Origin of the sequence: Micromonospora jinlongensis (assembly GCF_013410645.1) — a bacterium.
Lineage (GTDB): Bacteria > Actinomycetota > Actinomycetes > Mycobacteriales > Micromonosporaceae > Micromonospora > Micromonospora zamorensis.
Window position 1 is genome coordinate 3750840 of sequence record NZ_JACCHK010000001.1, and the last position, 19816, is coordinate 3770655.

Sequence of the window (19816 nt, forward strand, 5' to 3'; positions counted from 1 at the left end):
CCTCGCGCTCATGGCCGCTCCTGAACCGCGGAGCGGACCTGCCGGATGCCGTCCAGGACGAGCTGCTCGGCAGCGGCCAACTGACCCCGGGTGACCACCACCCCACCCTGGTGGGCGCGGATGAAGTCCTCGAACGCCTTGGCGGTGGAGCGGGGCGTGAAGCCGTACTCCTGCTCAAGTCGGCTGGTGTCGACCACCCGGCCGTGCACGAAGAGGTCGACCTGGTCCAGGCCGTAACGGCCGAAACCCATGGTGCGGGCCAGCGCGGCGGCACCGGAGAGGCCCGGTTCCAACACCGGCACGGCCACCCGGCCGGCTCGCCGGATCGCCTGGGACAGCGACAACACCCCGGGGCCGGCGACGTTGTACGTGCCCGGGTGATCCTCCACGATCGACCGGTGCAGCACCTCCAACGCGTCGTCGAAGTGCAGGAACTGCAGACGGGGGTCGCGGCCGAAGACTGTCGGCACGAAGGGCTGCGCGAAGTAGCGGGTCAACGTGGTGTCGGCGGTCGAGCCGATGAACGGCGCGAAGCGCAGCACCGTCGCGGTGACGTCGGACCGACGGCGCCGGAAACCACGGACGTACCCCTCAAGGTCGAGGATGTCGCGGCCGAAACCGCCGCGCGGGACCTCGCGTGGCTCGGTCTCCTCGGTGAAGACCGCCGGGTCCCGGAACGACACCCCGTACGCGGCGGTGGACGAGCGGACCACGATCTTGCGCAGCCGGGGTGCCCGTTGGCACGCGGCCAGCAGGTGCATGGTGCCGATGACGTTCTGGTCCTTCATGGCCGACCGGCCACCGTGCTGCGGGTCGGGAGAGCTGACCAGCGCGAGGTGCACCACCGCGTCGACGTCCAGGTCGGCGAGGAGCCCACCGAGCGCTTCGTTGTCGACGCGGATCCGTTCGACCCGGTCGAGCAGGTCGGTGAACTCGGTGCCCGAGTCCGGTGCGTCCACCCCGATGACCCGCTCGATCCGCGGGTCGGCGGCGAGTCGGGCCGCCACGTGGGCACCCAGATAGCGGCCGACCCCGGTGACGACGACGACCCCCGGAGCACCTGAGGTGCCACCGGGGGTCATCTGACGCACCTACCCCGGCAGGATGGATCGAGCCGGGACGACCACGGCCTGATCACCTGAGCCTCCGGGGGTCGACAGTTTGGCAAGTGACGCCGAACGCCGGGCTAGGAGCCCGGCGGCGATCACTTGCCGAGACGGCGACGCTGGACGCGGGTCTTGCGCAGCAGCTTGCGGTGCTTCTTCTTAGCCATGCGCTTACGGCGCTTCTTGACCACCGAGCCCATACGACAGCCTTTCGATACAACGTTCGGGGCGGACCGGATGACACCACGCAGGTGGCGACGGCGACCGCTTGCGGACAACGGACCGGACCAGTCTGGGCGGCGGGGCGCACCGGTGGGGTCTCGGTCGGGCTCCAGGGTAGCCGGAGAGCGTCAGCCGGACCAACGCGCCCCCGTCGATGCCGGTTACGTGGCACCTGGAGGGCGGAACGGTGGCTCAGGCGGTTTCCTGAAAAGCACCCCGAAGATATTCGTGCACCGCATGCTCGGGCACCCGGAATGAGCGGCCGACCCGGACGGCGGTGAGCTCACCGCTGTGCACCAGTCGATAGACCGTCATCTTCGACACCCGCATGACCGTCGCCACCTCAGCGACGGTCAGGAACTTGACCTCCGACAGCCGTCCGTCGGACTGCGACCCGGCCATGGCTCACCGACCCATCCCATGCCCGGCGCGTGCCAACCCGAGGGATGCTCCGGGCCGGGCCGGCGACGCGCGTGTTACCAGTACGGTAGCGGGGCGGTTGTGACCGGCGCGATCCCTTCGTACAACTGATCATGCTTCGATCGCTGGTTCACCCGATCCGTGCTCCCGGTATCTGCCCGCCTGCGACCGGCGTCCGGTTGCTCCAACGCCCACCTGGCGTCCCGGTTGCTCGCTCATTCGGCGCGCAGCGCGACCACCGGGTCGAGCCGGCCGGCGCGCTGCGCGGGCACGACCCCGAAGACGATGCCCACCACCGCCGAGACGCCGAAGGCGAGCGCCAACGACCACCAGGTGATCGCGGCGGGGATCGGCGACAGCGCGTTGACCAGCAGGGCGGTCCCCACGCCCAGCGCCATCCCGGTCAGCCCGCCGATCGTGGTGAGCAGCACCGCTTCGAGCAGGAACTGCACCCCGATGTCGCGCGGGCGCGCGCCGACGGCCTTGCGCAGCCCGATCTCCCGGGTCCGTTCCCGGACGCTGACCAGCATGATGTTGGAGACACCGACGCCGCCGACGAGCAACGAGATGCCGGCGATGGCGGCCAGGACGCCGGTGAGGACGCCGAGGATGTCACCGAGCACACCGAGGATCTGCTGCTGGGTGACCGCACTGAACTCGGTGTCGGGGTGGCGGCGGTTCAGTTCGGCGACGATCCGTTCGCCCAGTTCGTCGATGCGCTCCCGGTCGGGTGCCTTCACCGCGATGCCGTCCACCCGCTGGGTGCCCCACAGTCGCTGCGCGGCGGTCACCGGTACGTGCACCTCGTCGTCCCGGTCGACGCCGAGGCTCTGCCCCAGCGGCGCGAAGACGCCGATCACCCGGAACCGCACCCCGGCCAGCGCCACCTGCTGGCCGAGCGGGTCCCGGTCGGGGAAGAGCGCGCGGGCCACCGAGTCGCCGAGCACCGCCACCCGCCGGCTGGTGTCCACGTCGGTGCCGGTGAGGTAGCGGCCCCGGGCCAGCGACCGGGTGAACACCGCCGGGGTGGTCTCCAGCACCCCCTGCACTGTCGTGAAGTCGGAGCGGGTGCCGGCTCGCGCGGTCGCACCGGAGGCGACGGTGACCGCCACCCGGTCCGGATCGCCGACCACCCGGGTGACGGCGTCCACGTCCTTGAGGGTCAGCGGCGAGACCACCGGCGCGTTGCCCACCTCGATCCGGCCGGGGACGACCAGCAGCAGATTGGAGCCGAGGCCCTCGACCTGTTGCTCGACCTTCTGCTTGGTGCCGGTGCCGATCGCCACCAGCAGGACCACCGAGGCCACCCCGATGATCACCCCGAGCATGGTCAGCGCGCTGCGCAACCGGTTGGCCCGTAGGGCGTCCAGCGCCACCCGCCACGCCTCGGCGACCCTCACGCCGCGCCTCCGGGCCGGCCGGTCCGGGGATCACCCGGGGAGTCGGCGGCGCCCGGGGGGACGTCGCGTGGGTCGGTCTCGGGCCGCTCGACCTCGTGCGGAAGGCGCCCGGTGGCTCCGGCGGCGCCACCGGAGCCACCGGACGGGTGCCCCGGACCGCTTCCGGACGCGGACCGGGGCTCCGCGCTGGGAGCGGGGACCAGTGTCGCAGGTCGACCGTGATCAACGGACGGCGGTCGATCATGGTCGGGGTGCGGGTCGTCGGCGGTTGCCGGGTGTGCGGCCGCGGCGCTGTCGACTGCGGCGCTGTCCGCCACGACCACGCCGTCGCGCATCGTGATCCGGCGACGGGCCCGAGCCGCCACCTCCTGATCGTGGGTGACCATCACCAGCGCCACCCCGGACTCCGCGTTCAACCGCTCCAACAGCTCCAGCACGGCCGCGCCGGTGACGCTGTCCAGGTTGCCGGTGGGCTCGTCGGCCAACAGCACCGTCGGTTCGGTGACCAGCGCGCGGGCGATGGCGACCCGTTGCTGCTCACCGCCGGACATCTGGTTGGGCCGGTGGTCCAGTCGGTGCCCGAGGCCGACCCGGCCGAGCATCGCCGCCGCCCGCTCCCGGCGCTGCCGCGCCGACACACCCCGGTAGACCAGCGGCAGGGCCACGTTCTCCACCGCCGAGGTACGCGGCAGCAGGTGGAACGCCTGGAAGACGAAGCCGATCGTCTCGTTGCGCAGTGTGGCCATCTCCGGCGGGGCCAGCGCGTTGACGTCCCGCCCGCCGATCACCAGACGGCCACCGGTCGGCCGGTCCAGCCCACCGAGGAGGTGCATGAGCGTGGACTTGCCCGAGCCGGACGGGCCGACCAGGGCCACGTAGTCCCCCGGTTGCACGACCAGCGACACCCCGCGCAACGCCTCGACGGACACCCCGTCGAGGTGGTACGTCCGGGACACGTCCACCGCCTCGATCGCCGGCGGTGCGCCGGTCACCGCACCTCCTGGCCGTCGCGCACCTGGTCGGTGCCGCGCACCACGATCCGGTCACCGGGTTGGACACCGTTGAGGATCTGCACCAGATCCGACCCCTGGACGCCCACGGTCACCGCCGCCCGGCCGGCCTTGCCGTCGCGGACCACCCAGACCGCGTCCCGCCCGTCGGCGGAGAACACCGCCGAGGCGGGAACGGTCACCGCGTCGGCGGCCTCGCGGACCCGCAGGTGGACGATCGCGTTCATGCCGGGGCGGGGTGTCGGGGCGCGCTCGTCCTCGGCCAGCTTCCCGGCGCCCAGTGCGAGGCGTACCCGGTAGCTGACCCCGCCCTGCGCGGAGCTGGTGGGCAGCACGTCGACCGACCGGACGGTGGCGTCGTAGCTGGCGCCGGTGACGGCGTCCAGCTCGACCGTGGCCGTCACACCGGCCTTGACCAGCAGCACGTCGGTCTCGTCCACTTCGGCGAGCAGCCCCAACTGCCCGGTGTCGACCACGGTCAGCACCGGCGTGCCGGCGGTGACCCGGCCGCCGACCGCGACCGCGTCGTCCACCCCGGCCGGCGGTCCACCCTGGCTGGGCGCCAGCACCGACGGGTCGAGGCCGGCGGCCTGAGCGCCACCGGCCTGCTCCAACAGCCCGGCGAGGCCTCCGGTCGCGCCGCCGCCGGCCCGGGTGCCGCCGGGTTGCACCACACCGGCGATCGGAGCGCGCAGGGTCAGCGCGTCGACCGTCGACTTCGCCAGGTCGTACCCCTGCTGGGCCTGGAGCCGCTGCGCCGCGGACAGCGCGCCGACGGCCGAGTTCAGCCCACTGATCCCCCGCTGCACCGCGCGGACGGCCTGGTCGGCGCTCCGGGCGGCGGCAGTGTACTGCCGCTGGGCGGACGTCACCTGGGTCAGCAGCGCGTTCTTCAGCTGCGGGTCGGCGATCTTCTCGGCGGCCTTCCGGGCGGCGTCGAACGCCTCGTTCGCGGCCTTGTCGGTGTCGCGCCGGCTGCCGGTCAGGTCACCCGTCGAGACACCCCGCCCGGCGCGTTTCGCCGCGTCCAACGCCTCCTTCGCCTGCCGCAGCCGCTGCTGGGCGGAGGGCGAGTCGACCACGGCGAGAACCTGGCCACGCTTCACCGACTGTCCCGGTTGGACACGCAGGCTGGACAGGGTGCCGTCGGCGGGAGCGGTCAGGGTGGCGGCGGCCCGGGCCGTCACCGTCGCCGGCGCGTCGATCACCTCGCTGACCTGATTGCGGGCGGCCGAGGCGAGCGCGACAGGCGGCTGGTCGTCACCGCACGAGGCGGCGGTGGTGGCGGTGAGGACGGCGACGGCGGTCAGGGCGATGAGCAGGCGGGGCCGCGTGGTGCTGGCGGGCCGCGGCAACTGAGGGCGGCGCACCCATCGATGGTACGACCAGCCGTCCGGGCGCCCCCAGCCGCTCGGTTACTCCCGCCCGAAGGCCCTGGACGACGAGGTGCCGGTCAGGCGGCGGCGGCGCGGACGTACGCGACGCACTCGTCGTGCAGCGTCGACCACTGCTCGCCGAACGCCTGCTCGGCGGCCTCGTCGAGGGTCCTGCGGTCGTGCACCACGATCTTGAAGAAGGCCAGCAACCGCTGCGGCCCGTACCGGTCGACGAGGTGCCGGACGGCCAGGTAGCCCACGCCGTAACTGCCGCCGACCCGTTCGGCGGAGGCGTCGTCGGCGGGGTTGATGCCCTCCAACTTGCCGTCCCAACCGCCCCGGACCAGTTTGCGGACCTCGGCGATCCCCTCGTACCGGTCGACCGCCTGGCCGCCGGCGCCGGCGAACTCGGCCAGCCCCTCCACCAGCCACCAGGTCGCCTTACCCGGGTAGCCACGCTCGGGCAGCGAGGCCGCGTGGGTCAACTCGTGTCGGAGCAGGTCGTCGGTGCCGCTGCTGGAGAGCCCGTCGGCGTTGAGCACGACCTCGTGATGGCCGCCGCCCACTGTCACCGCGTAGCCGCCGGTCCATTCTGGCCGGTCGCCGCCGTACCAGCGTTTCCACTCGTTCCGGCCGGCGTAGAAGATCCGGTAGCGGTCCGGCGGCGACGACCCCGGCGCCACGTACCCGTCGGCGACCTTGGCCGCCGCCTCGGCCTGGGCGAGCAGGCCGGGCAGCTTGCCGCGCAGCGCTGGCGTGGTGGCGACGATGGTCCGCGCGCCGATCGCCACGGCCAGGTCGCTGATCTCCCATGGTCGGGTGCCGGTCTCCGCCGACCTGGATTCCTCCATGGCGACCAACCGGGGCTGGTCGCCGTTCTCCCGCCAGCGGGTGCCGATCAGCACCGGGCTGGGCTGGCAGTTCGGTGCGACGAAGCAGTACTGGAAACGCACCAGGAGCCGCCACTCGCCCGGCTTGTCGGTGATCGGCGCGGGCAGACCGCTCGGCTCGGCCCGCCAGACGGTGACCTTCAGCTCGCGTAGCGCGGCAAAGCGTCGGCGCAGGTCGCCGTGCGCGGCGGGGTCGGCGACGGCGAGGAAACCGGTGCGGTCGCCGCCGAGCAGGGCCGCGGACTGTCGTTGGAGCTGGGCGGTCATCCGGTCGGCGAGCCCTCGGGCCACCGCGGTGGCGGGATCGTCGGCCGTCGAGACCCCGGCCCGGCTGATCGTGGACCGGGTGCCGTTCTCCCGGATCACTCCGACGACGAGCAGCGCCGGCAGGCCACAGCCCAGCAGCAGGAAGACCACCACGAGCACCGTCCACAGCGGCCAGAGCCGCCGTGGTGCTGGCTGCTGCACCCCGTCAGTCACCCGCCGAAGGGTACGACCAATTGCTGAGAGGGGCGAGGCCGACCCTAGGCACCGGTGCACACCGCCAGGAAGCCGAGCAGCTCCTCGGCGGTGCGCTGCGGCCGGTCGGCGTGCGGGTAGTGGCCGGACTCCTCGATCATCCGGGCCTCGGCGGTGCGGAAGAGCCGGCGGGCGGCCCGGGCCTCCGCGCCCGGGTCGGGGAAGTCCGGATCCTTGGAACCCATCAGCACCAGCACGGGTTGCCGGACCTGGGGGGCGCGGGCCGTCCAGTGCGGCTCGGCCGGCGCGATCACGCCGCGGGTCGCGGCCATCCGGCCGGGTTCGCGCAGGTTGGCCACCATCGACCGGCGGTACGCGGCGTCATCGGTGGGCCGGTGCACCGGGAAGAGCGTGTTGTGGAACCTCCCGAACAGTCGGGGGCTGCGCAGCACTGCGGCCTGCGTCAACCGCAGCAGCGGGTTGAGCTTCGGCTTACCGACGAACGCGCCGATCTGCACGATGCCGGAGACCAGCTCGGGGGCGTCGGTGGCGGCGAAGATCACCGCCGCGGCGCCGGACGAGCTGCCGACCAGCACGGCCGGCCCGGCATCGAGGTCGCGGACGACGGCCAGCAGGTCGGCGCCGACCTCGGCCGGTGCGTACGTGGGCCAGCCGGCGGTGGACTCCCCGTGCCCCCGGACGTCGACCGAGGCGACCCGGTAACCGGCCGCCACCAGCAGTGGCGTGAGGTGCCGGAAGCTCGCCCGGTTCTCCCCCATGCCGTGCACGAGGACGACCAGCGGGCCCTGCCCGTGCGCCTCGTACGCGATGTGTCCGCCGTCGCGCCGCACCTGGCTAGTTGTCACAGCTCAGAAGCTAAGGCTCCTGGTCAAGGGAGTCACCCGGATCACGCGAAACAGGCCGGCGGCGACCCCGGGGGTCACCGCCGGCCCGTCGACCGATGTCGGGCTACTTCTTGGAGATCAGGGCGCGGCCGAAGAAGACCAGGTTGGCCGGGCGCTCGGCGAGCCGGCGCATCAGGTAGCCGTACCACTCGTCGCCGTACGGGACGTAGGTCCGCACGGTGTAACCCTCGCCCGCGAGGCGCGCCTGCTCCTCGGGGCGGATGCCGTAGAGCATCTGGAACTCGAAGCGCTCCGGCCCCCGGTCGAACCACCGGGCCCGGTCCTCGCCGATGGCGATCATCCGAGGGTCGTGGGTGGCCAGCATCGGGTAGCCGTCGCCGGACATCAGGATGTTCATGCAGCGCACGTACGACTTGTCCACCTCACGGGCCGACTGGTACGCCACCGACTCCGGCTCCTTGTAGGCGCCCTTGCACAGCCGCACCCGCGACCCGGCCGAGGACAGCTCCCGGCAGTCCGACTCGGTCCGGCGCAGGTACGCCTGGAGCACCGCGCCCGTCGACGGGAAGTCCTTGCGCAGCCGGCCCAGCACCTCCAACGTCGAGTCGGTGGTGGTGTGGTCCTCCATGTCCAGGGTGACAGTGGTGCCCGCCGCGTCGGCCGCCGCGCAGATCGCCCGCGCGTTGTCGTACGCCAACTGCTCGTCGAACATCTGGCCGAGCGCGGACAGCTTCACGCTCACCTCGGCGGCCGGGGTCAGCCCCGCGGCGGCGAGCGTCTTCAGCAGCTTCAGGTATTCGTCGCGGGTGGCGATGGCCTGCTCGGGAGTGACGGTGTCCTCACCGAGGTGGTCGAGGGTGACAGCGAGACCGTCGTCGACGAGCCCGCGGGTCGCGCGCAACGCGTCGTCGGTGGCAGCGCCGGCGACGAACCGGCGGACGACGTCCCGGGTGTACGGGGCAGTCGCGACGAGCCGCTCGACCTGGGATGACCGGGAGGCGGCGAGGATGACGGAACGGAGCATGAGCCGAGCGTAACGCCCCTGCCAGGGCCCCCGCCGAGGGGCGGCGGTGCGGCCCGCCCGGATGCCGGGAAGGGCCCGTTGCACAACAAAATCCCTCCTGACCCAGGGGCGGGACGGCGGCGGTGGCGCCGATCGGCTACAACGATGCCGTGGACCAACGCCCCCGCCGCCGGCTCCGGTCGGCCTCCGTGCAGCTCGGCGCGCTCACCGCTCTCGCGCTCGCCCTTTCCGGCTGCAACATGACCTCGGACGACGACGATGACGACGACTGCGCTCTCGGGCCCGTCGGCGGCGGCGACACGGTCGCGCTGGCGATGCGGGTCCCCGACTCCGCCGCCGGTCGCGCCGCCCCGGAGCCGACCACCGCGGCTCTGCCCGATCGCGGCGGGTTCGGCACCCACCTCGCCGCCTGCGGCGGCTGACATGCGCCGTATGACGGTCACACCCCGACCCGACTGGGACACCACCATTCGGGAGCAGGGGCTGGTCTACGTCGACACCGAGCTGCCGGACGGCGGGATCATGTCGTACTGGGACGAGACCGCCGCGTACGCCTTCGACCTGGACGAGGTGCTGCGCCTGGAGGAAGCCACCGAGGAGCTGCACCGGATGTCCGTGGCCGCCGCCGAGCACGTGGTGACCCACCGCCGGTACGCCGAGTTCGGCATCCCGCAGTGGGCGGCCGACGCGGTGGCCCGGTCGCTGCGCGAGGCGCCACCCACCCTCTATGGGCGCTTCGACCTGGCGTACGACGGCACCTGGCCACCGAAGATGCTGGAGTACAACGCGGACACCCCGACCGCGCTGGTCGAGGCGAGCATCATCCAGTGGTACTGGCTGGAGCAGACCCGGCCGGAGCTGGATCAGTGGAACAGCCTGCATGAGCGGCTGGTCGGCGCCTGGGCCAAGATCGGGGCCGGGCTGCACGAGCGCCGGGTGCACGTGCTCTGGTCGAACGAGGAGGAGTCCGGCGAGGACCACATGACCGCCGGCTACCTCGCCGAGACCGCCCGACAGGCCGGCCTCGACGTCGAGCTGCTCCCGATCCAGAAGATCGGCTGGGACGGCCGGCGTTTCGTCGACGCCGACGACCTTCCGGTGACCACCTGCTTCAAGCTCTACCCGTGGGAGTGGATGCTGGCCGAGCCGTACGGGCCGGCGGCACTGGCACCGGGCACCCCGACCACCTGGATCGAGCCGGCCTGGAAGCTGCTGCTGTCCAACAAGGCGCTGCTCGCCGTCCTGTGGGAGCTGTACCCCGACCACGAGTACCTGCTCCCGGCGTACCTCGACTCGCCGCGCGGCATGTCCGAGTACGTGGCCAAGCCCCTGCTCGGCCGGGAGGGCGGCTCGGTACGCATCGTCACCGCCGACGAGGAGATCACCAACCCGGGGATCTACGGCGACGAGGGCTGGTGCTACCAGGAGTTCCGGGCGCTGCCGCAGTTCGCGGGCAACCGGATGGTGCTGGGCAGTTGGATCGTCGACGGCGAATCGGCCGGGGTGGGGGTGCGGGAGAGCGCCAGCCTGATCACCGACGGCTACGCGCGGTTCCTGCCCCACTACATCGACGCGCCGCGCACCCCGTGAGTCGTCTACCGTTGGGGGCGTGAACTTCGACGCGTACGCCCGGACCGGTGTTGACCTGGTCAACGCCCGCCTGGACGACCTCGACGACCTGCGGGCCCTCTTCCCCGACGACAACGCCTGGATGCGCGACGAGGTCGCGGACCGGGACGTCGCGATCTTCCGACGGGCCCAGAAGCGGTTGCGCGACGTCTTCGAGTACGGCACCTCCGGGCGTGACGGCCAGGCGGTCACCGAGCTGAACGCGCTGCTTGAGGCGTTTCCGGTGCAGCCGCGCATCTCCGGGCACGACTCCAGCGACTGGCACATGCACGTCACCAGCCGCGGTGCCTCGGTCAGTGCCGAATACCTGGCCGGCGCGGTCTGGGGGCTGTCGGTCTGGCTCTGCGAGTACGGCAGCGCCCGGTTCGGGGTCTGCGCCGACGAGCGGTGCGGCAACGTCTACCTGGACACGTCGTCCAACTGCTGCCGGCGGTTCTGCTCGGAGCGGTGCGCCACCCGCTCGCACGTGGCGGCGCACCGGGCCCGCAAGCGGGCGGCAATCGGCGAGCAGGTGACGGTCGCCGCGCAGCCGACCGCCGGCGTCGACTCGCTCTCGCCGGTCAGCTGACACCGCCACCGCCCGGTTCGGGCGGACGGGTCAGACGTCGACCGGTGACGGCGCGGTCAGGTGCTGGCGGGCGAACTCCAGCGCGGCGCGCAGGTCGGCTTCGCGCACCGCGCGGCTCTTCGCGCCCCGGGTGGCGACCTCCACCGCCACCGACCCGGTGAAGCCACGCCCGGCCAGCGAGGACAGCAGCTCACCGCACGGCTGGGTGCCACGACCGGGCACCAGGTGCTCGTCGCGGCCCTCACCGGTGCCGTCGCCGAGGTGGACGTGCGCCAGACCGGCGCCCATCCGGTCGGCCATCTCCAGCGGGTCGCTGTGCGAGGCCGCGCAGTGCGACAGATCCAGGGTGTACGACGGGTAGCCGGTGTCGGTGGGATCCCAACCCGGGACATACGGGACGAACTGCCGACCGGCCATCCGCACCGGGTACATGTTCTCCACGGCGAAGCGCAGCCCGGGGAACCGGTCCCCGACGGTGGCCAGCCCCTCGGTGAAGTTGCGCGCGTAGTCCCGCTGCCAGGTGAACGGTGGGTGCACCACGACGGTCGGCGCCTCCAGCGTCTCGGCCAGCTCGGCGGCCTTCCGCAGCCGCTCCCACGGGTCCGGGCTCCACACCCGCTGGGTGACCAGCAGGCAGGGCGCGTGCACCGAGAGCACCGGCACGCCGTAGTGCTCCGAGAGGCCGCGCAGCGCGCCCGCGTCCTGGCTGACCACGTCGGTCCAGACCATCACCTCGACGCCGTCGTAGCCGAGTGCCGCAGCCAGTTGGAACGCCGCCGCGGTCGGCTCGGGAAAGACCGACGAGCTGGACAGAAGCACAGGAACGCGGGAAGTCACATCAACCAGCGTAGCCCGGCAGCGCCCGGGACATCGTGACGAGCGCCGGCAAACCGCCCGAAACCGGGAGCCCGCTCAGATCGGTTCGAGTTGATCCAGCCGACGGAGGATGACCCCCTCGCGCAGTGCCCACGGACAGATGTCCAGCGAGTCCAGATCCAGGCGGCGCATCACCGCCTCGGCGACCACCGCGCCGGCCAGCAACTGGTGGGCCCGCCCCGCACTGACACCCTCCAACTCCATGAGCTTCGCCGGCGGGATGTGCCGAATGAACCCGATGACCTGCCGCAACCCGGCGCGGGTCAGGCTGCGACGCACCCAGAGCCCGGAACCGGACGGCGCCGCCCCGGCCAGTCGGGCCAGGGTGCGGAACGTCTTCGAGGTGGCCACCGTCCGATCCCAGCCGACCTCGGTCATCTGGTCGACCACCTTGTCCAGCCGGCCGTCCACGTACTCGCGGAGCTTCTCGACGGCCTCCGCCGACGGCGGGGCCACGCTGGCCGGGTCGACCCGCAGTCGCTCCCGGGTCAGCCGGCCGGCGCCGAGCGGCAGCGAGACCGCGGCGGCCGGGTCCTCGTCGATCCCGGCGGCGATCTCCAGGGAGCCACCGCCGATGTCCAGCACCAGCAGCCGACCAGCCGACCAGCCGAACCACCGCCGCACGGCCAGGAACGTCATCCGCGCCTCGTCCGCACCGGAGAGCACCGCCAGCCGTACGCCGGTCTCGTCCCGGACCCGGGCCAGCACGTCGGCCGCGTTGGTGGCGTCGCGCACCGCGGACGTGGCGAACGCGATCAGGTCGTCTGCCTCCAGCCCGGCGGCCGCCGCCTTCGCCATGCCGACGGCCTTGACCAGCCCGTCGGCGCCCGCCTCGGTCAGCGCACCGTCGGGGCCGATCTGCTCGGCCAGCCGGAGCACCACCTTCTCGGAGTGCGCCGGCCACGGGTGCGCGCCGTGGTGCGCGTCAACCACGAGGAGGTGCACCGTGTTGGATCCGACGTCGAGGACACCCAGTCGCATGGTGAAGACCCTAGGCGCAACACGTTTGCGCGGCTCGTCGGCCTGCGGACGCCACCACGCGTACGCTGGGCCGGGTGACGATGGAGCTCCGTGTGCTGGTGGACGACCCGGGCGATCCGCGCAGTCGCGAGGTGCCACTGGATTTTCCCCGGGAGTGGATCGAGTTCACCGACCCGGCTGACGAGACGCACCTGATCCGGGCCGACCTGACCTGGCTGCTCTCCCGCTGGACCTGCATCTTCGGCAAGGGCTGCCACGGCATCATCGCCGGTCGGGCCGCCGACGGTTGCTGCTCGCACGGGGCGTTCTTCACCGACTCGGACGACGAGAAGCGGGTCCGCAACGCCGTCAAGCGGCTCACCCCGGAAACCTGGCAGCACTTCCGGCGCGGGTTCAAGAACTGGACCGACGAGGACACCATCGACGGCAAGAACCCGGCCCGCCGCACCGCCACCCAGGGCGCCGACGGCCCGTGCGTGTTCCTCAACGACGCCGACTTCGTCGGCGGGGGTGGCTGCGCCCTGCACGCCCAGGCGTTGCGCGACGGGGTGCACCCGCTGGAATACAAGCCGGACGTCTGTTGGCAGTTGCCGATCCGCCGCGATCAGGACTGGGTCAAGCGCCCGGACAACTCCAAGGTGCTGGTCTCCACCCTGTCCGAGTTCGACCGGCGGGGCTGGGGAGCCGGCGGGCACGATCTGGACTGGTGGTGCACCTCCTCGACGGACGCGCACGTCGGCGCCGAACCGATGTACCTGTCGTACTCCCCGGAGCTGACCGCGCTGATCGGCGCTGCCGCGTACGAGCGGCTGGCCGAGCTGTGCGCGGCCCGGACGAAGCAGGGCATGGTCGCCCCGCACCCCGCCGACCAACTCTAGCGGATCTTGGTAGCACTGCTGCTACCATTTTCGGCATGGCCATGACGCTGCGACTTGACGACGACCGTGAACGGCGACTCCGTCTCGTTGCGGACGAAGAGGCACGGTCGATGCACGCCGTCGTCGTCACCGCGATCGACGACTACCTGGCCCGGCGGAACGCCAAGGAGTTCGGCGACCTCGCCGACGAGATCATCGAGCGTCACGCCACGCTGCTCGCTCGCCTGGCGGAGTGATGACGGAGACCCGTTACCCCACGCTCGCTGACGTGGCGAGCATCGCCCGCAAGATCGGCGTTGGGATCAGGGACGCCGGCCTCGTCGAGTCGGCTGTGGCCCGGCCGCAGACGAGCGTGTTCGGCGAAGACGCCTACCCCGACCTGTGGACCAAGGCAGCGGCACTGCTGCACTCACTGGTCAACAACCACCCGTTCGTGGACGGCAACAAGCGGATCGGCTGGATCGTGGCGATCACTTTCCTGCTCCAGAATCACGCCGTCACCATCGCTCAGCTCGACGAGGTCGACCAGGACATCGCGTACGACCTCGTCATCAGCGTTACGGAAAGCCGGCTGACGGAGGTGGCCGACATCGCGGGCGCCTTGCACAAGTTGTTCTGAACAGCACCCGAACGCGCCCGCGTGCTGTCCCACCAGGCATTGGTCCGTCCGCTGCCGGCCCACCGGACCATCCCTTCTCCACCTGTAGAGCTGCCCCGGCAATGGGGCAGCAGACCAGGGTGGCGCGGGTACACCCGTCGGGCCAGGGCGGCGTGTGTCCCCAGCCCTCGCGAGCGCAACGCGCTTGCGCCGTCCCATAACTGGGGCAGCTTTACAGGCGGAGAAGGACACCACCCCAGCCACTGTCCGGACAGCCTGAAGGGGGCCTGCGCCGAGCGCAGACCCCCTTCAGGTACGCCGATCACGGCTCGAACTTGTAGCCCAGACCCCGCACGGTGACGATGAAGCGCGGCGCGGACGGCTCCGGCTCGATCTTGGAGCGCAGGCGCTTGACGTGCACGTCCAACGTCTTGGTGTCACCGACGTAGTCCGCACCCCAGACCCGGTCGATGAGCTGGCCACGGGTCAGCACCCGGCCCGCGTTGCGCAGCAGCAGCTCCAACAGCTCGAACTCCTTCAACGGCAGCTGCACGGCCCCGCCGTCGACGGTCACCACGTGCCGCTCGATGTCCATCCGCACCGGCCCGGCGGCCAGCGTCGGGGCACCCGCCTCGGCCACCTCCGGGCTCTGCCGGCGCAGCACCGCACGGATCCGGGCGACCAGCTCCCGCGGCGAGTACGGCTTCGTGACGTAGTCGTCGGCGCCGATCTCCAGCCCGACCACCTTGTCGATCTCGCTGTCCCGGGCGGTGACCATGATGATCGGCACGGCCGAGCGCTGCCGCAGTTGCCGGCAGACCTCGGTCCCCGACATCTCGGGCAACATCAGGTCGAGCAGCACGATGTCGGCGCCGGTCCGGTCGAACTCGGTGAGGGCGTCGGTGCCGGTCGCGGCGACCGAAACCTCGAAACCCTCCTTACGGAGCATGTACGACAAGGCGTCGGAGAACGACTCCTCGTCCTCGACCACGAGAACGCGGCTCAACGGGGATTTCCTTTCCATTGCTGTCAGACCTGCCGTAGCCCAGCCGGACCGGACTCGATCCCAACCGGCGGCAGTGTCGCCAGGAGGTCGTCCGGTGGACTGGCAGGCAGCCGGAGGGTGAACGTCGATCCACCACCAAGAGTGCTCGACACCTCGACCCGTCCGCCATGGTTGCTCGCGATGTGTTTCACGATCGCCAGCCCGAGCCCGGTGCCGCCGGTGGCACGCGAGCGGGCCTGGTCGGCCCGGTAGAACCGTTCGAAGATCCGGTCCACGTCGGTGGGCGCGATGCCGATGCCCTGGTCAGCGACGGCGACCTCGACGTGCTCGTCGTCGCCGCGCAGGGTGACCCGCACCGTGGTGTCCGCGCCGGAGTAGTTGATGGCGTTCTCCACGAGGTTCGCCACCGCCGTGGCGAGTTGCGAGTCGCTGCCGTACGCGGTGAGGCCCCGCTGACCGTCCACGGTCACCTCGACACCTCGGGCGGAGGCGGTGGTGCGGGTCCGATCGACGACCTCGGCGATCACCCAGTCCAGCGCGACCGGCTCCGGTGGTGGTTGCGGTTCCGCGCCCTGCAAGCGGGTCAACTCCAGCAACTCCTGCACCAGCCGGCCCAGCCGGGTCGACTCGTGCTGGATGCGTTCGGCGAACCGGCGGGCAGCCACCAGGTCCTCGGAGAGGTCGGGCGCCGCCGCGTCGGCCGGTTCGGTGGCGTCCAGCAGGGCCTCGGCCAGCAGTTGAAGTGCGCCGATCGGGGTCTTCAGCTCGTGGCTCACGTTGGCCACGAAGTCGCGTCGCACCCGGGTCAGCCGGTGCGACTCGGTCACGTCGACCGCCTCGACGGCGATGAAACCGTTGCCCAGACCCATCGCCCGCAGGTGCACGCCGAGTGGGTTCTCGCCCGCGCTGTCGCGACCTCGGGGCAGGTCAAGCTCGATCTCGCGCCGCACGCCGGTGCGTCGCACCTGGCCGGCAAGGGTACGGATCAGCGGGTGCGCGGCTATCGAGCCGGGGGTGCTGCCGGTACGCAGAAGCCCCATCGCGCGGGCGGCCGGGTTGATCAGCACGGGCTCGTCGTCGTTGTCGAGTACCACGACGCCGGCCCGGAGCGAGTCGATCGTCCGGCGGCCGAGCCCGGTCTGCTGCTCGTCGGCTATCGCGGGCCTCCCCCTGCTCCAGCGGGAGCTCGCGCTGCCCGTCGACGTGGAGCGGCCGTCCCGTGCGGGCAGGAACCGGGGCAGCAGGAAACCGGCGGCCAACCCGGCCACCAACGCCACGGCGACCACGACCGCCACTGCCCACTCCACCCGGCGATCGTAGGGTCATTGTTAACCTGGCTACCACACAGATCGGGACGAACCACCCTCACTTTCAGAACTGTTCACCCCCGCGTCTGACGTCGTTCACCGTGGTTCATCCGGGGTCCGTCCGCGCGCCCTACCGTTGGCGTCGCACCTGCTCAACCCCCTGCGCCGGCACCCGTCGGCGGCGACCGAACACAGGACGTGATGATGCGCGACGAGTTCCGGGCCGACCTCCAGATCGTCAGCCAACTGCTGGTGGACATGGCGGAGGGCGTCCGCGCCGCCATGCGCCAGGCCACCCGGGCCCTGCTCACCGCCGACCGGCAGGCCGCCGAGACGGTCATCGAGCGGGACGCCGAGATCGACGACCTCTACCGGCACGTCGAGGAGCGGGTCTGTGACCTGCTCGCCCGACAGGCGCCGGTCGCCTCCGACCTCCGGGCGATGATCACCGCGCTGCACGTGGCCGCTGATCTCGAACGGATGGGCGACCTGGCGGAGCACGTGGCGAAGACCGCGCTGCGCCGGCACCCCTCCCCCGCCGTCCCGGCCGAGCTTCGGACGGTCTTCACCGAGATGTCCGAGATCGCCGACCGGATGGCGGTCAAGATCGGCTCGGTGCTGGCGAAGCCCGACGTCGACCTCGCCGGCGAACTGGACGGCGACGACGACGCCATGGACGAGCTGCACAAGAACCTGTTCGCGGTGCTGCTCGGCGACGACTGGCCGTACGGGGTGGAGACCGCGATCGACGCCACCCTGCTGGGTCGCTTCTACGAGCGCTTCGCCGACCACGCGGTCAACGCCGGCGAGCACGTGATCTACCTGATCACCGGGCAGAGCGCGCCCACCAGCAACTGACGTACGAGACGAGAAAGGGCCCCCGATCATCGCTTCGCGCGTGACAGGGGGCCCTTTCCGACAGCTCAGCGGCCCTGGTTGGCCACCGCCGCGGCGGCTGCCTTCGCGGCGGTCGGGTCGAGGTAGGTGCCGCCCAGCGTGAGCGGGCGCAGCTGCGGGTCGAGGTCGTAGCGCAGCGGGATGCCCGTCGGGATGTTGAGCTTGGCGATCGCCTCGTCGGAGATCTGGTCCAGGTGCTTGACCAGGGCGCGCAGCGAGTTGCCGTGCGCGGCCACCAGCACCGTCCGGCCGGCCAGGATGTCCGGCACGATCGAGTCGTACCAGTAGGGCAGCATCCGGTCGACGACGTCCTTGAGGCACTCCGTACGCGGCATCAGCTCGGTCGGCAGCAGCGCGTAGCGGGGGTCACCCACCTGCGACCACTCGTCGTCGTCCGCGATCGGCGGCGGCGGCGTGTCGTACGACCGGCGCCAGAGCATGAACTGCTCCTCGCCGTACTCGTCGAGGGTCTGCTTCTTGTTCTTGCCCTGCAGGGCGCCGTAGTGCCGCTCGTTGAGCCGCCACGACCGGCGCACCGCGATCCAGTGCCGGTCGGCGGCGTTGAGCGCCAGCTCGGCGGTGCGGATCGCACGGCGCATGACGCTGGTGTGCACGACATCCGGCAGCAGGCTGTGCTCGCGCATCAGCTCACCGCCGCGCCTCGCCTCGCCCTCGCCCTTCTCGGTCAGGTCGACGTCCACCCAACCGGTGAAGAGGTTCTTGGCATTCCAGTCGCTCTCACCGTGTCGCAGCAGGACCAGCGTCCCGACGGTGGGCCCTTCGCTCGCAGTCATGCGGATCATCCTGCCTCAACCGCCGAGGGGACACGCGGGCAGCCGTCGTGACGACCACCACGTGAAAATCCGGGTGACCAGCGGCTCGGCCCGCCACTAGGGTTGTAAGGCGCAACAGTCACATCGGTCATTACTTGCAAGCGGGGCGCCATATGCGGACGATGCGGAGCTGGTTCCGGGACACCACCGGCGGCCTGCCCACCACCTTCTGGTACCTGTGGTCGGGCACCCTGATCAACCGGCTCGGCTCGTTCGTCCTCGTGTTCCTCGCCATCTACCTGACCCAGGAACGCGGCTTCTCGGCCTCCCAGGCCGGGCTTGTGATCGGCCTGTGGGGCGTCGGCGGCGCGTTCGGCACCACTGCCGGCGGCACTCTCGCGGACCGGTGGGGCCGGCGACCGACGTTGCTCACCGCACACGTTGGCGCCGCCGTGATGATGCTCGGCCTCGGCCTGGCCCGGGACCTCTGGGCGGTGGCGCTGGGCGCCCTGCTGCTCGGCATGTTCGCCGAGGCGGCCCGACCCGCGTTCGGCGCGATGATGATCGACGTGGTGCCGGCGAAGGACCGACTGCGGGCGTTCTCGCTCAACTACTGGGCGATCAACCTGGGCTTCGCCTGCGCCGCCGTCCTCGCCGGTCTCGCCGCGCAGGCGGACTACCTGCTGCTGTTCGTGGTCGACGCCGGCACGATGCTGATCACCGCGCTGATCATCTTCAGCCGGGTGCCGGAGACCCGGCAGGTTCGTTCGGTCACCGCCACCGTCACCACCGCGGCTCCGCGCGGCGCCCTGCGCACGATCCTCACCGACCGGGTCTACCTCGGCTTCGTGGCACTCAACCTGTTCGCCGCGCTGGTCTTCCTTCAGCACATCTCGATGCTGCCGATCGCGATGGGCGACGACGGCCTGAGCCCGGCCACCTACGGCTCGGTGATCGCGCTGAACGGCATCCTGATCGTGGTCGGCCAGCTCTTCGTGCCCCGACTGATCCGGGGTCGGAGCCGCTCACACGTGCTCGCGCTGGCATCCGTGGTGATGGGCGTCGGGTTCGGGCTGACCGCGTTCGCCGGCACCGCCTGGTTCTACGGCTTGACCGTGCTGATCTGGACGGTCGGCGAGATGCTGAACTCGCCGTCCAACTCCACCCTGATCGCCGAGCTCTCCCCCGCCGAGCTGCGCGGCCGCTACCAGGGCGTCTTCTCCCTCTCCTGGCAGATCGCCGGGGCCAGCGCGCCGATCCTGGGCGGCCTGGTGCGCGAGCACATCGGCAACGACGCGCTCTGGTACGGCTGCGCCGCGCTCGGCGTCGTGACCGCCGTGGCCCACCTGGTGTCGGGGCCGGCCCGGGAGCGGCGTGCCGCCGCGCTGCGCCGCTCCGGCGAGGCGCTGACACCGGTCACCGCCACCCGGGGGTCCCAGCCCGCCGAGGCCGCCGTCTGACGACACGCCCGAGGTTCGGGCTTCAACTGGCGCGACGCGGCCCGGGTTTTCTACCGTGCAGATGAAACGG

22 protein-coding genes are annotated in these 19816 nt (G+C 71.6%); 8 read left to right on the plus strand and 14 right to left on the minus strand.

Annotated elements, in window-relative coordinates; translation table 11 throughout:
- Nucleotides 1-8 precede the first annotated feature (8 nt).
- The 9 genes from HNR22_RS16530 to HNR22_RS16570 form a co-directional block, all read right to left on the minus strand.
- Complete coding sequence (locus HNR22_RS16530) at nucleotides 9-1082, minus strand: NAD-dependent epimerase/dehydratase family protein (protein ID WP_179781114.1); 1074 nt, start codon at nucleotides 1080-1082, stop codon at nucleotides 9-11.
- Between the two features lie 122 nt (nucleotides 1083-1204).
- A complete protein-coding gene (locus HNR22_RS16535) occupies nucleotides 1205-1306 on the minus strand; it encodes a 30S ribosomal protein bS22 (RefSeq protein ID WP_007465623.1) in 102 nt (33 codons plus the stop codon).
- 214 nt (nucleotides 1307-1520) lie between these two features.
- Nucleotides 1521-1730 carry a helix-turn-helix domain-containing protein gene (locus HNR22_RS16540; RefSeq protein WP_007465625.1) on the minus strand — a complete coding sequence of 70 codons (210 nt, stop codon included), beginning with the start codon at nucleotides 1728-1730 and terminating at the stop codon, nucleotides 1521-1523.
- Nucleotides 1731-1963: 233 nt separating this feature from the next.
- Nucleotides 1964-3148 (minus strand): ABC transporter permease, encoded by a 1185-nt coding sequence (locus tag HNR22_RS16545; RefSeq protein ID WP_179781115.1) that lies wholly within the window; start codon nucleotides 3146-3148, stop codon nucleotides 1964-1966.
- Nucleotides 3145-4140: an ABC transporter ATP-binding protein gene (locus HNR22_RS31385; RefSeq protein WP_343059841.1), complete on the minus strand. Its 996-nt coding sequence runs from the start codon at nucleotides 4138-4140 to the stop codon at nucleotides 3145-3147. The genes HNR22_RS16545 and HNR22_RS31385 overlap by 4 nt, the downstream gene beginning before the upstream one ends.
- Nucleotides 4137-5528 (minus strand): efflux RND transporter periplasmic adaptor subunit, encoded by a 1392-nt coding sequence (locus tag HNR22_RS16555; RefSeq protein ID WP_179781116.1) that lies wholly within the window; start codon nucleotides 5526-5528, stop codon nucleotides 4137-4139. The genes HNR22_RS31385 and HNR22_RS16555 overlap by 4 nt, the downstream gene beginning before the upstream one ends.
- Before the next feature lie 83 nt (nucleotides 5529-5611).
- The gene (locus HNR22_RS16560; RefSeq protein WP_179781117.1) at nucleotides 5612-6904 is read right to left on the minus strand and encodes a hypothetical protein; all 1293 of its coding nucleotides are present in this window, start codon (nucleotides 6902-6904) and stop codon (nucleotides 5612-5614) included.
- Between the two features lie 44 nt (nucleotides 6905-6948).
- Nucleotides 6949-7749 (minus strand): alpha/beta fold hydrolase, encoded by an 801-nt coding sequence (locus tag HNR22_RS16565; protein WP_179781118.1) that lies wholly within the window; start codon nucleotides 7747-7749, stop codon nucleotides 6949-6951.
- Nucleotides 7750-7852: 103 nt separating this feature from the next.
- Complete coding sequence (locus tag HNR22_RS16570) at nucleotides 7853-8773, minus strand: proline dehydrogenase family protein (protein ID WP_179781119.1); 921 nt, start codon at nucleotides 8771-8773, stop codon at nucleotides 7853-7855.
- 149 nt (nucleotides 8774-8922) lie between these two features.
- Here HNR22_RS16570 and HNR22_RS16575 point away from each other — a divergent pair, with 149 nt between their 5' ends.
- Genes HNR22_RS16575 through HNR22_RS16585 form a run of 3 tightly spaced genes read left to right on the plus strand, consistent with a single transcriptional unit; the run spans nucleotide 8923 to nucleotide 10970 of the window.
- Nucleotides 8923-9195: a hypothetical protein gene (locus HNR22_RS16575; protein WP_343059842.1), complete on the plus strand. Its 273-nt coding sequence runs from the start codon at nucleotides 8923-8925 to the stop codon at nucleotides 9193-9195.
- A gap of 1 nt (nucleotide 9196) precedes the next feature.
- The gene (locus tag HNR22_RS16580) at nucleotides 9197-10363 is read left to right on the plus strand and encodes a glutathionylspermidine synthase family protein (protein ID WP_179781120.1); all 1167 of its coding nucleotides are present in this window, start codon (nucleotides 9197-9199) and stop codon (nucleotides 10361-10363) included.
- Nucleotides 10364-10382: 19 nt separating this feature from the next.
- Complete coding sequence (locus HNR22_RS16585; RefSeq protein ID WP_088950349.1) at nucleotides 10383-10970, plus strand: CGNR zinc finger domain-containing protein; 588 nt, start codon at nucleotides 10383-10385, stop codon at nucleotides 10968-10970.
- 30 nt (nucleotides 10971-11000) lie between these two features.
- Here the strand turns inward: HNR22_RS16585 and HNR22_RS16590 are convergent, their stop codons facing one another.
- A complete protein-coding gene (locus tag HNR22_RS16590) occupies nucleotides 11001-11807 on the minus strand; it encodes a TIM barrel protein (protein WP_179781121.1) in 807 nt (268 codons plus the stop codon).
- Nucleotides 11808-11882: 75 nt separating this feature from the next.
- Entirely contained in the window at nucleotides 11883-12827 is a 945-nt protein-coding gene (locus tag HNR22_RS16595) for a Ppx/GppA phosphatase family protein (protein ID WP_179781122.1), read from the minus strand.
- 80 nt (nucleotides 12828-12907) lie between these two features.
- Here HNR22_RS16595 and HNR22_RS16600 point away from each other — a divergent pair, with 80 nt between their 5' ends.
- Genes HNR22_RS16600 through HNR22_RS16610 form a run of 3 tightly spaced genes read left to right on the plus strand, consistent with a single transcriptional unit; the run spans nucleotide 12908 to nucleotide 14324 of the window.
- Entirely contained in the window at nucleotides 12908-13705 is a 798-nt protein-coding gene (locus HNR22_RS16600) for a DUF3109 family protein (protein ID WP_179783583.1), read from the plus strand.
- 35 nt (nucleotides 13706-13740) lie between these two features.
- Nucleotides 13741-13941, plus strand: coding sequence for a ribbon-helix-helix domain-containing protein (locus tag HNR22_RS16605; RefSeq protein WP_145790112.1), 201 nt, complete (start codon nucleotides 13741-13743; stop codon nucleotides 13939-13941).
- A gap of 32 nt (nucleotides 13942-13973) precedes the next feature.
- Nucleotides 13974-14324 (plus strand): type II toxin-antitoxin system death-on-curing family toxin, encoded by a 351-nt coding sequence (locus tag HNR22_RS16610; protein WP_343059843.1) that lies wholly within the window; start codon nucleotides 13974-13976, stop codon nucleotides 14322-14324.
- 301 nt (nucleotides 14325-14625) lie between these two features.
- On the opposite strand, the gene HNR22_RS16615 is transcribed toward HNR22_RS16610, so the two are convergent.
- Nucleotides 14626-15309, minus strand: coding sequence for a response regulator transcription factor (locus HNR22_RS16615; RefSeq protein ID WP_030329696.1), 684 nt, complete (start codon nucleotides 15307-15309; stop codon nucleotides 14626-14628).
- A gap of 23 nt (nucleotides 15310-15332) precedes the next feature.
- On the minus strand, nucleotides 15333-16616 hold the full coding sequence (locus HNR22_RS16620; RefSeq protein WP_179781124.1) for an ATP-binding protein: 1284 nt from the start codon (nucleotides 16614-16616) through the stop codon (nucleotides 15333-15335).
- 204 nt (nucleotides 16617-16820) lie between these two features.
- Between HNR22_RS16620 and phoU the strand changes: the two genes are divergently transcribed.
- Entirely contained in the window at nucleotides 16821-17474 is a 654-nt protein-coding gene (phoU, locus tag HNR22_RS16625; protein ID WP_179781125.1) for a phosphate signaling complex protein PhoU, read from the plus strand.
- A gap of 65 nt (nucleotides 17475-17539) precedes the next feature.
- Here the strand turns inward: phoU and HNR22_RS16630 are convergent, their stop codons facing one another.
- Nucleotides 17540-18307 carry a phosphoglyceromutase gene (locus HNR22_RS16630; RefSeq protein ID WP_141911319.1) on the minus strand — a complete coding sequence of 256 codons (768 nt, stop codon included), beginning with the start codon at nucleotides 18305-18307 and terminating at the stop codon, nucleotides 17540-17542.
- Nucleotides 18308-18459: 152 nt separating this feature from the next.
- Between HNR22_RS16630 and HNR22_RS16635 the strand changes: the two genes are divergently transcribed.
- On the plus strand, nucleotides 18460-19746 hold the full coding sequence (locus HNR22_RS16635) for an MDR family MFS transporter (RefSeq protein WP_179781126.1): 1287 nt from the start codon (nucleotides 18460-18462) through the stop codon (nucleotides 19744-19746).
- The last annotated feature ends 70 nt before the right edge of the window (nucleotides 19747-19816 follow it).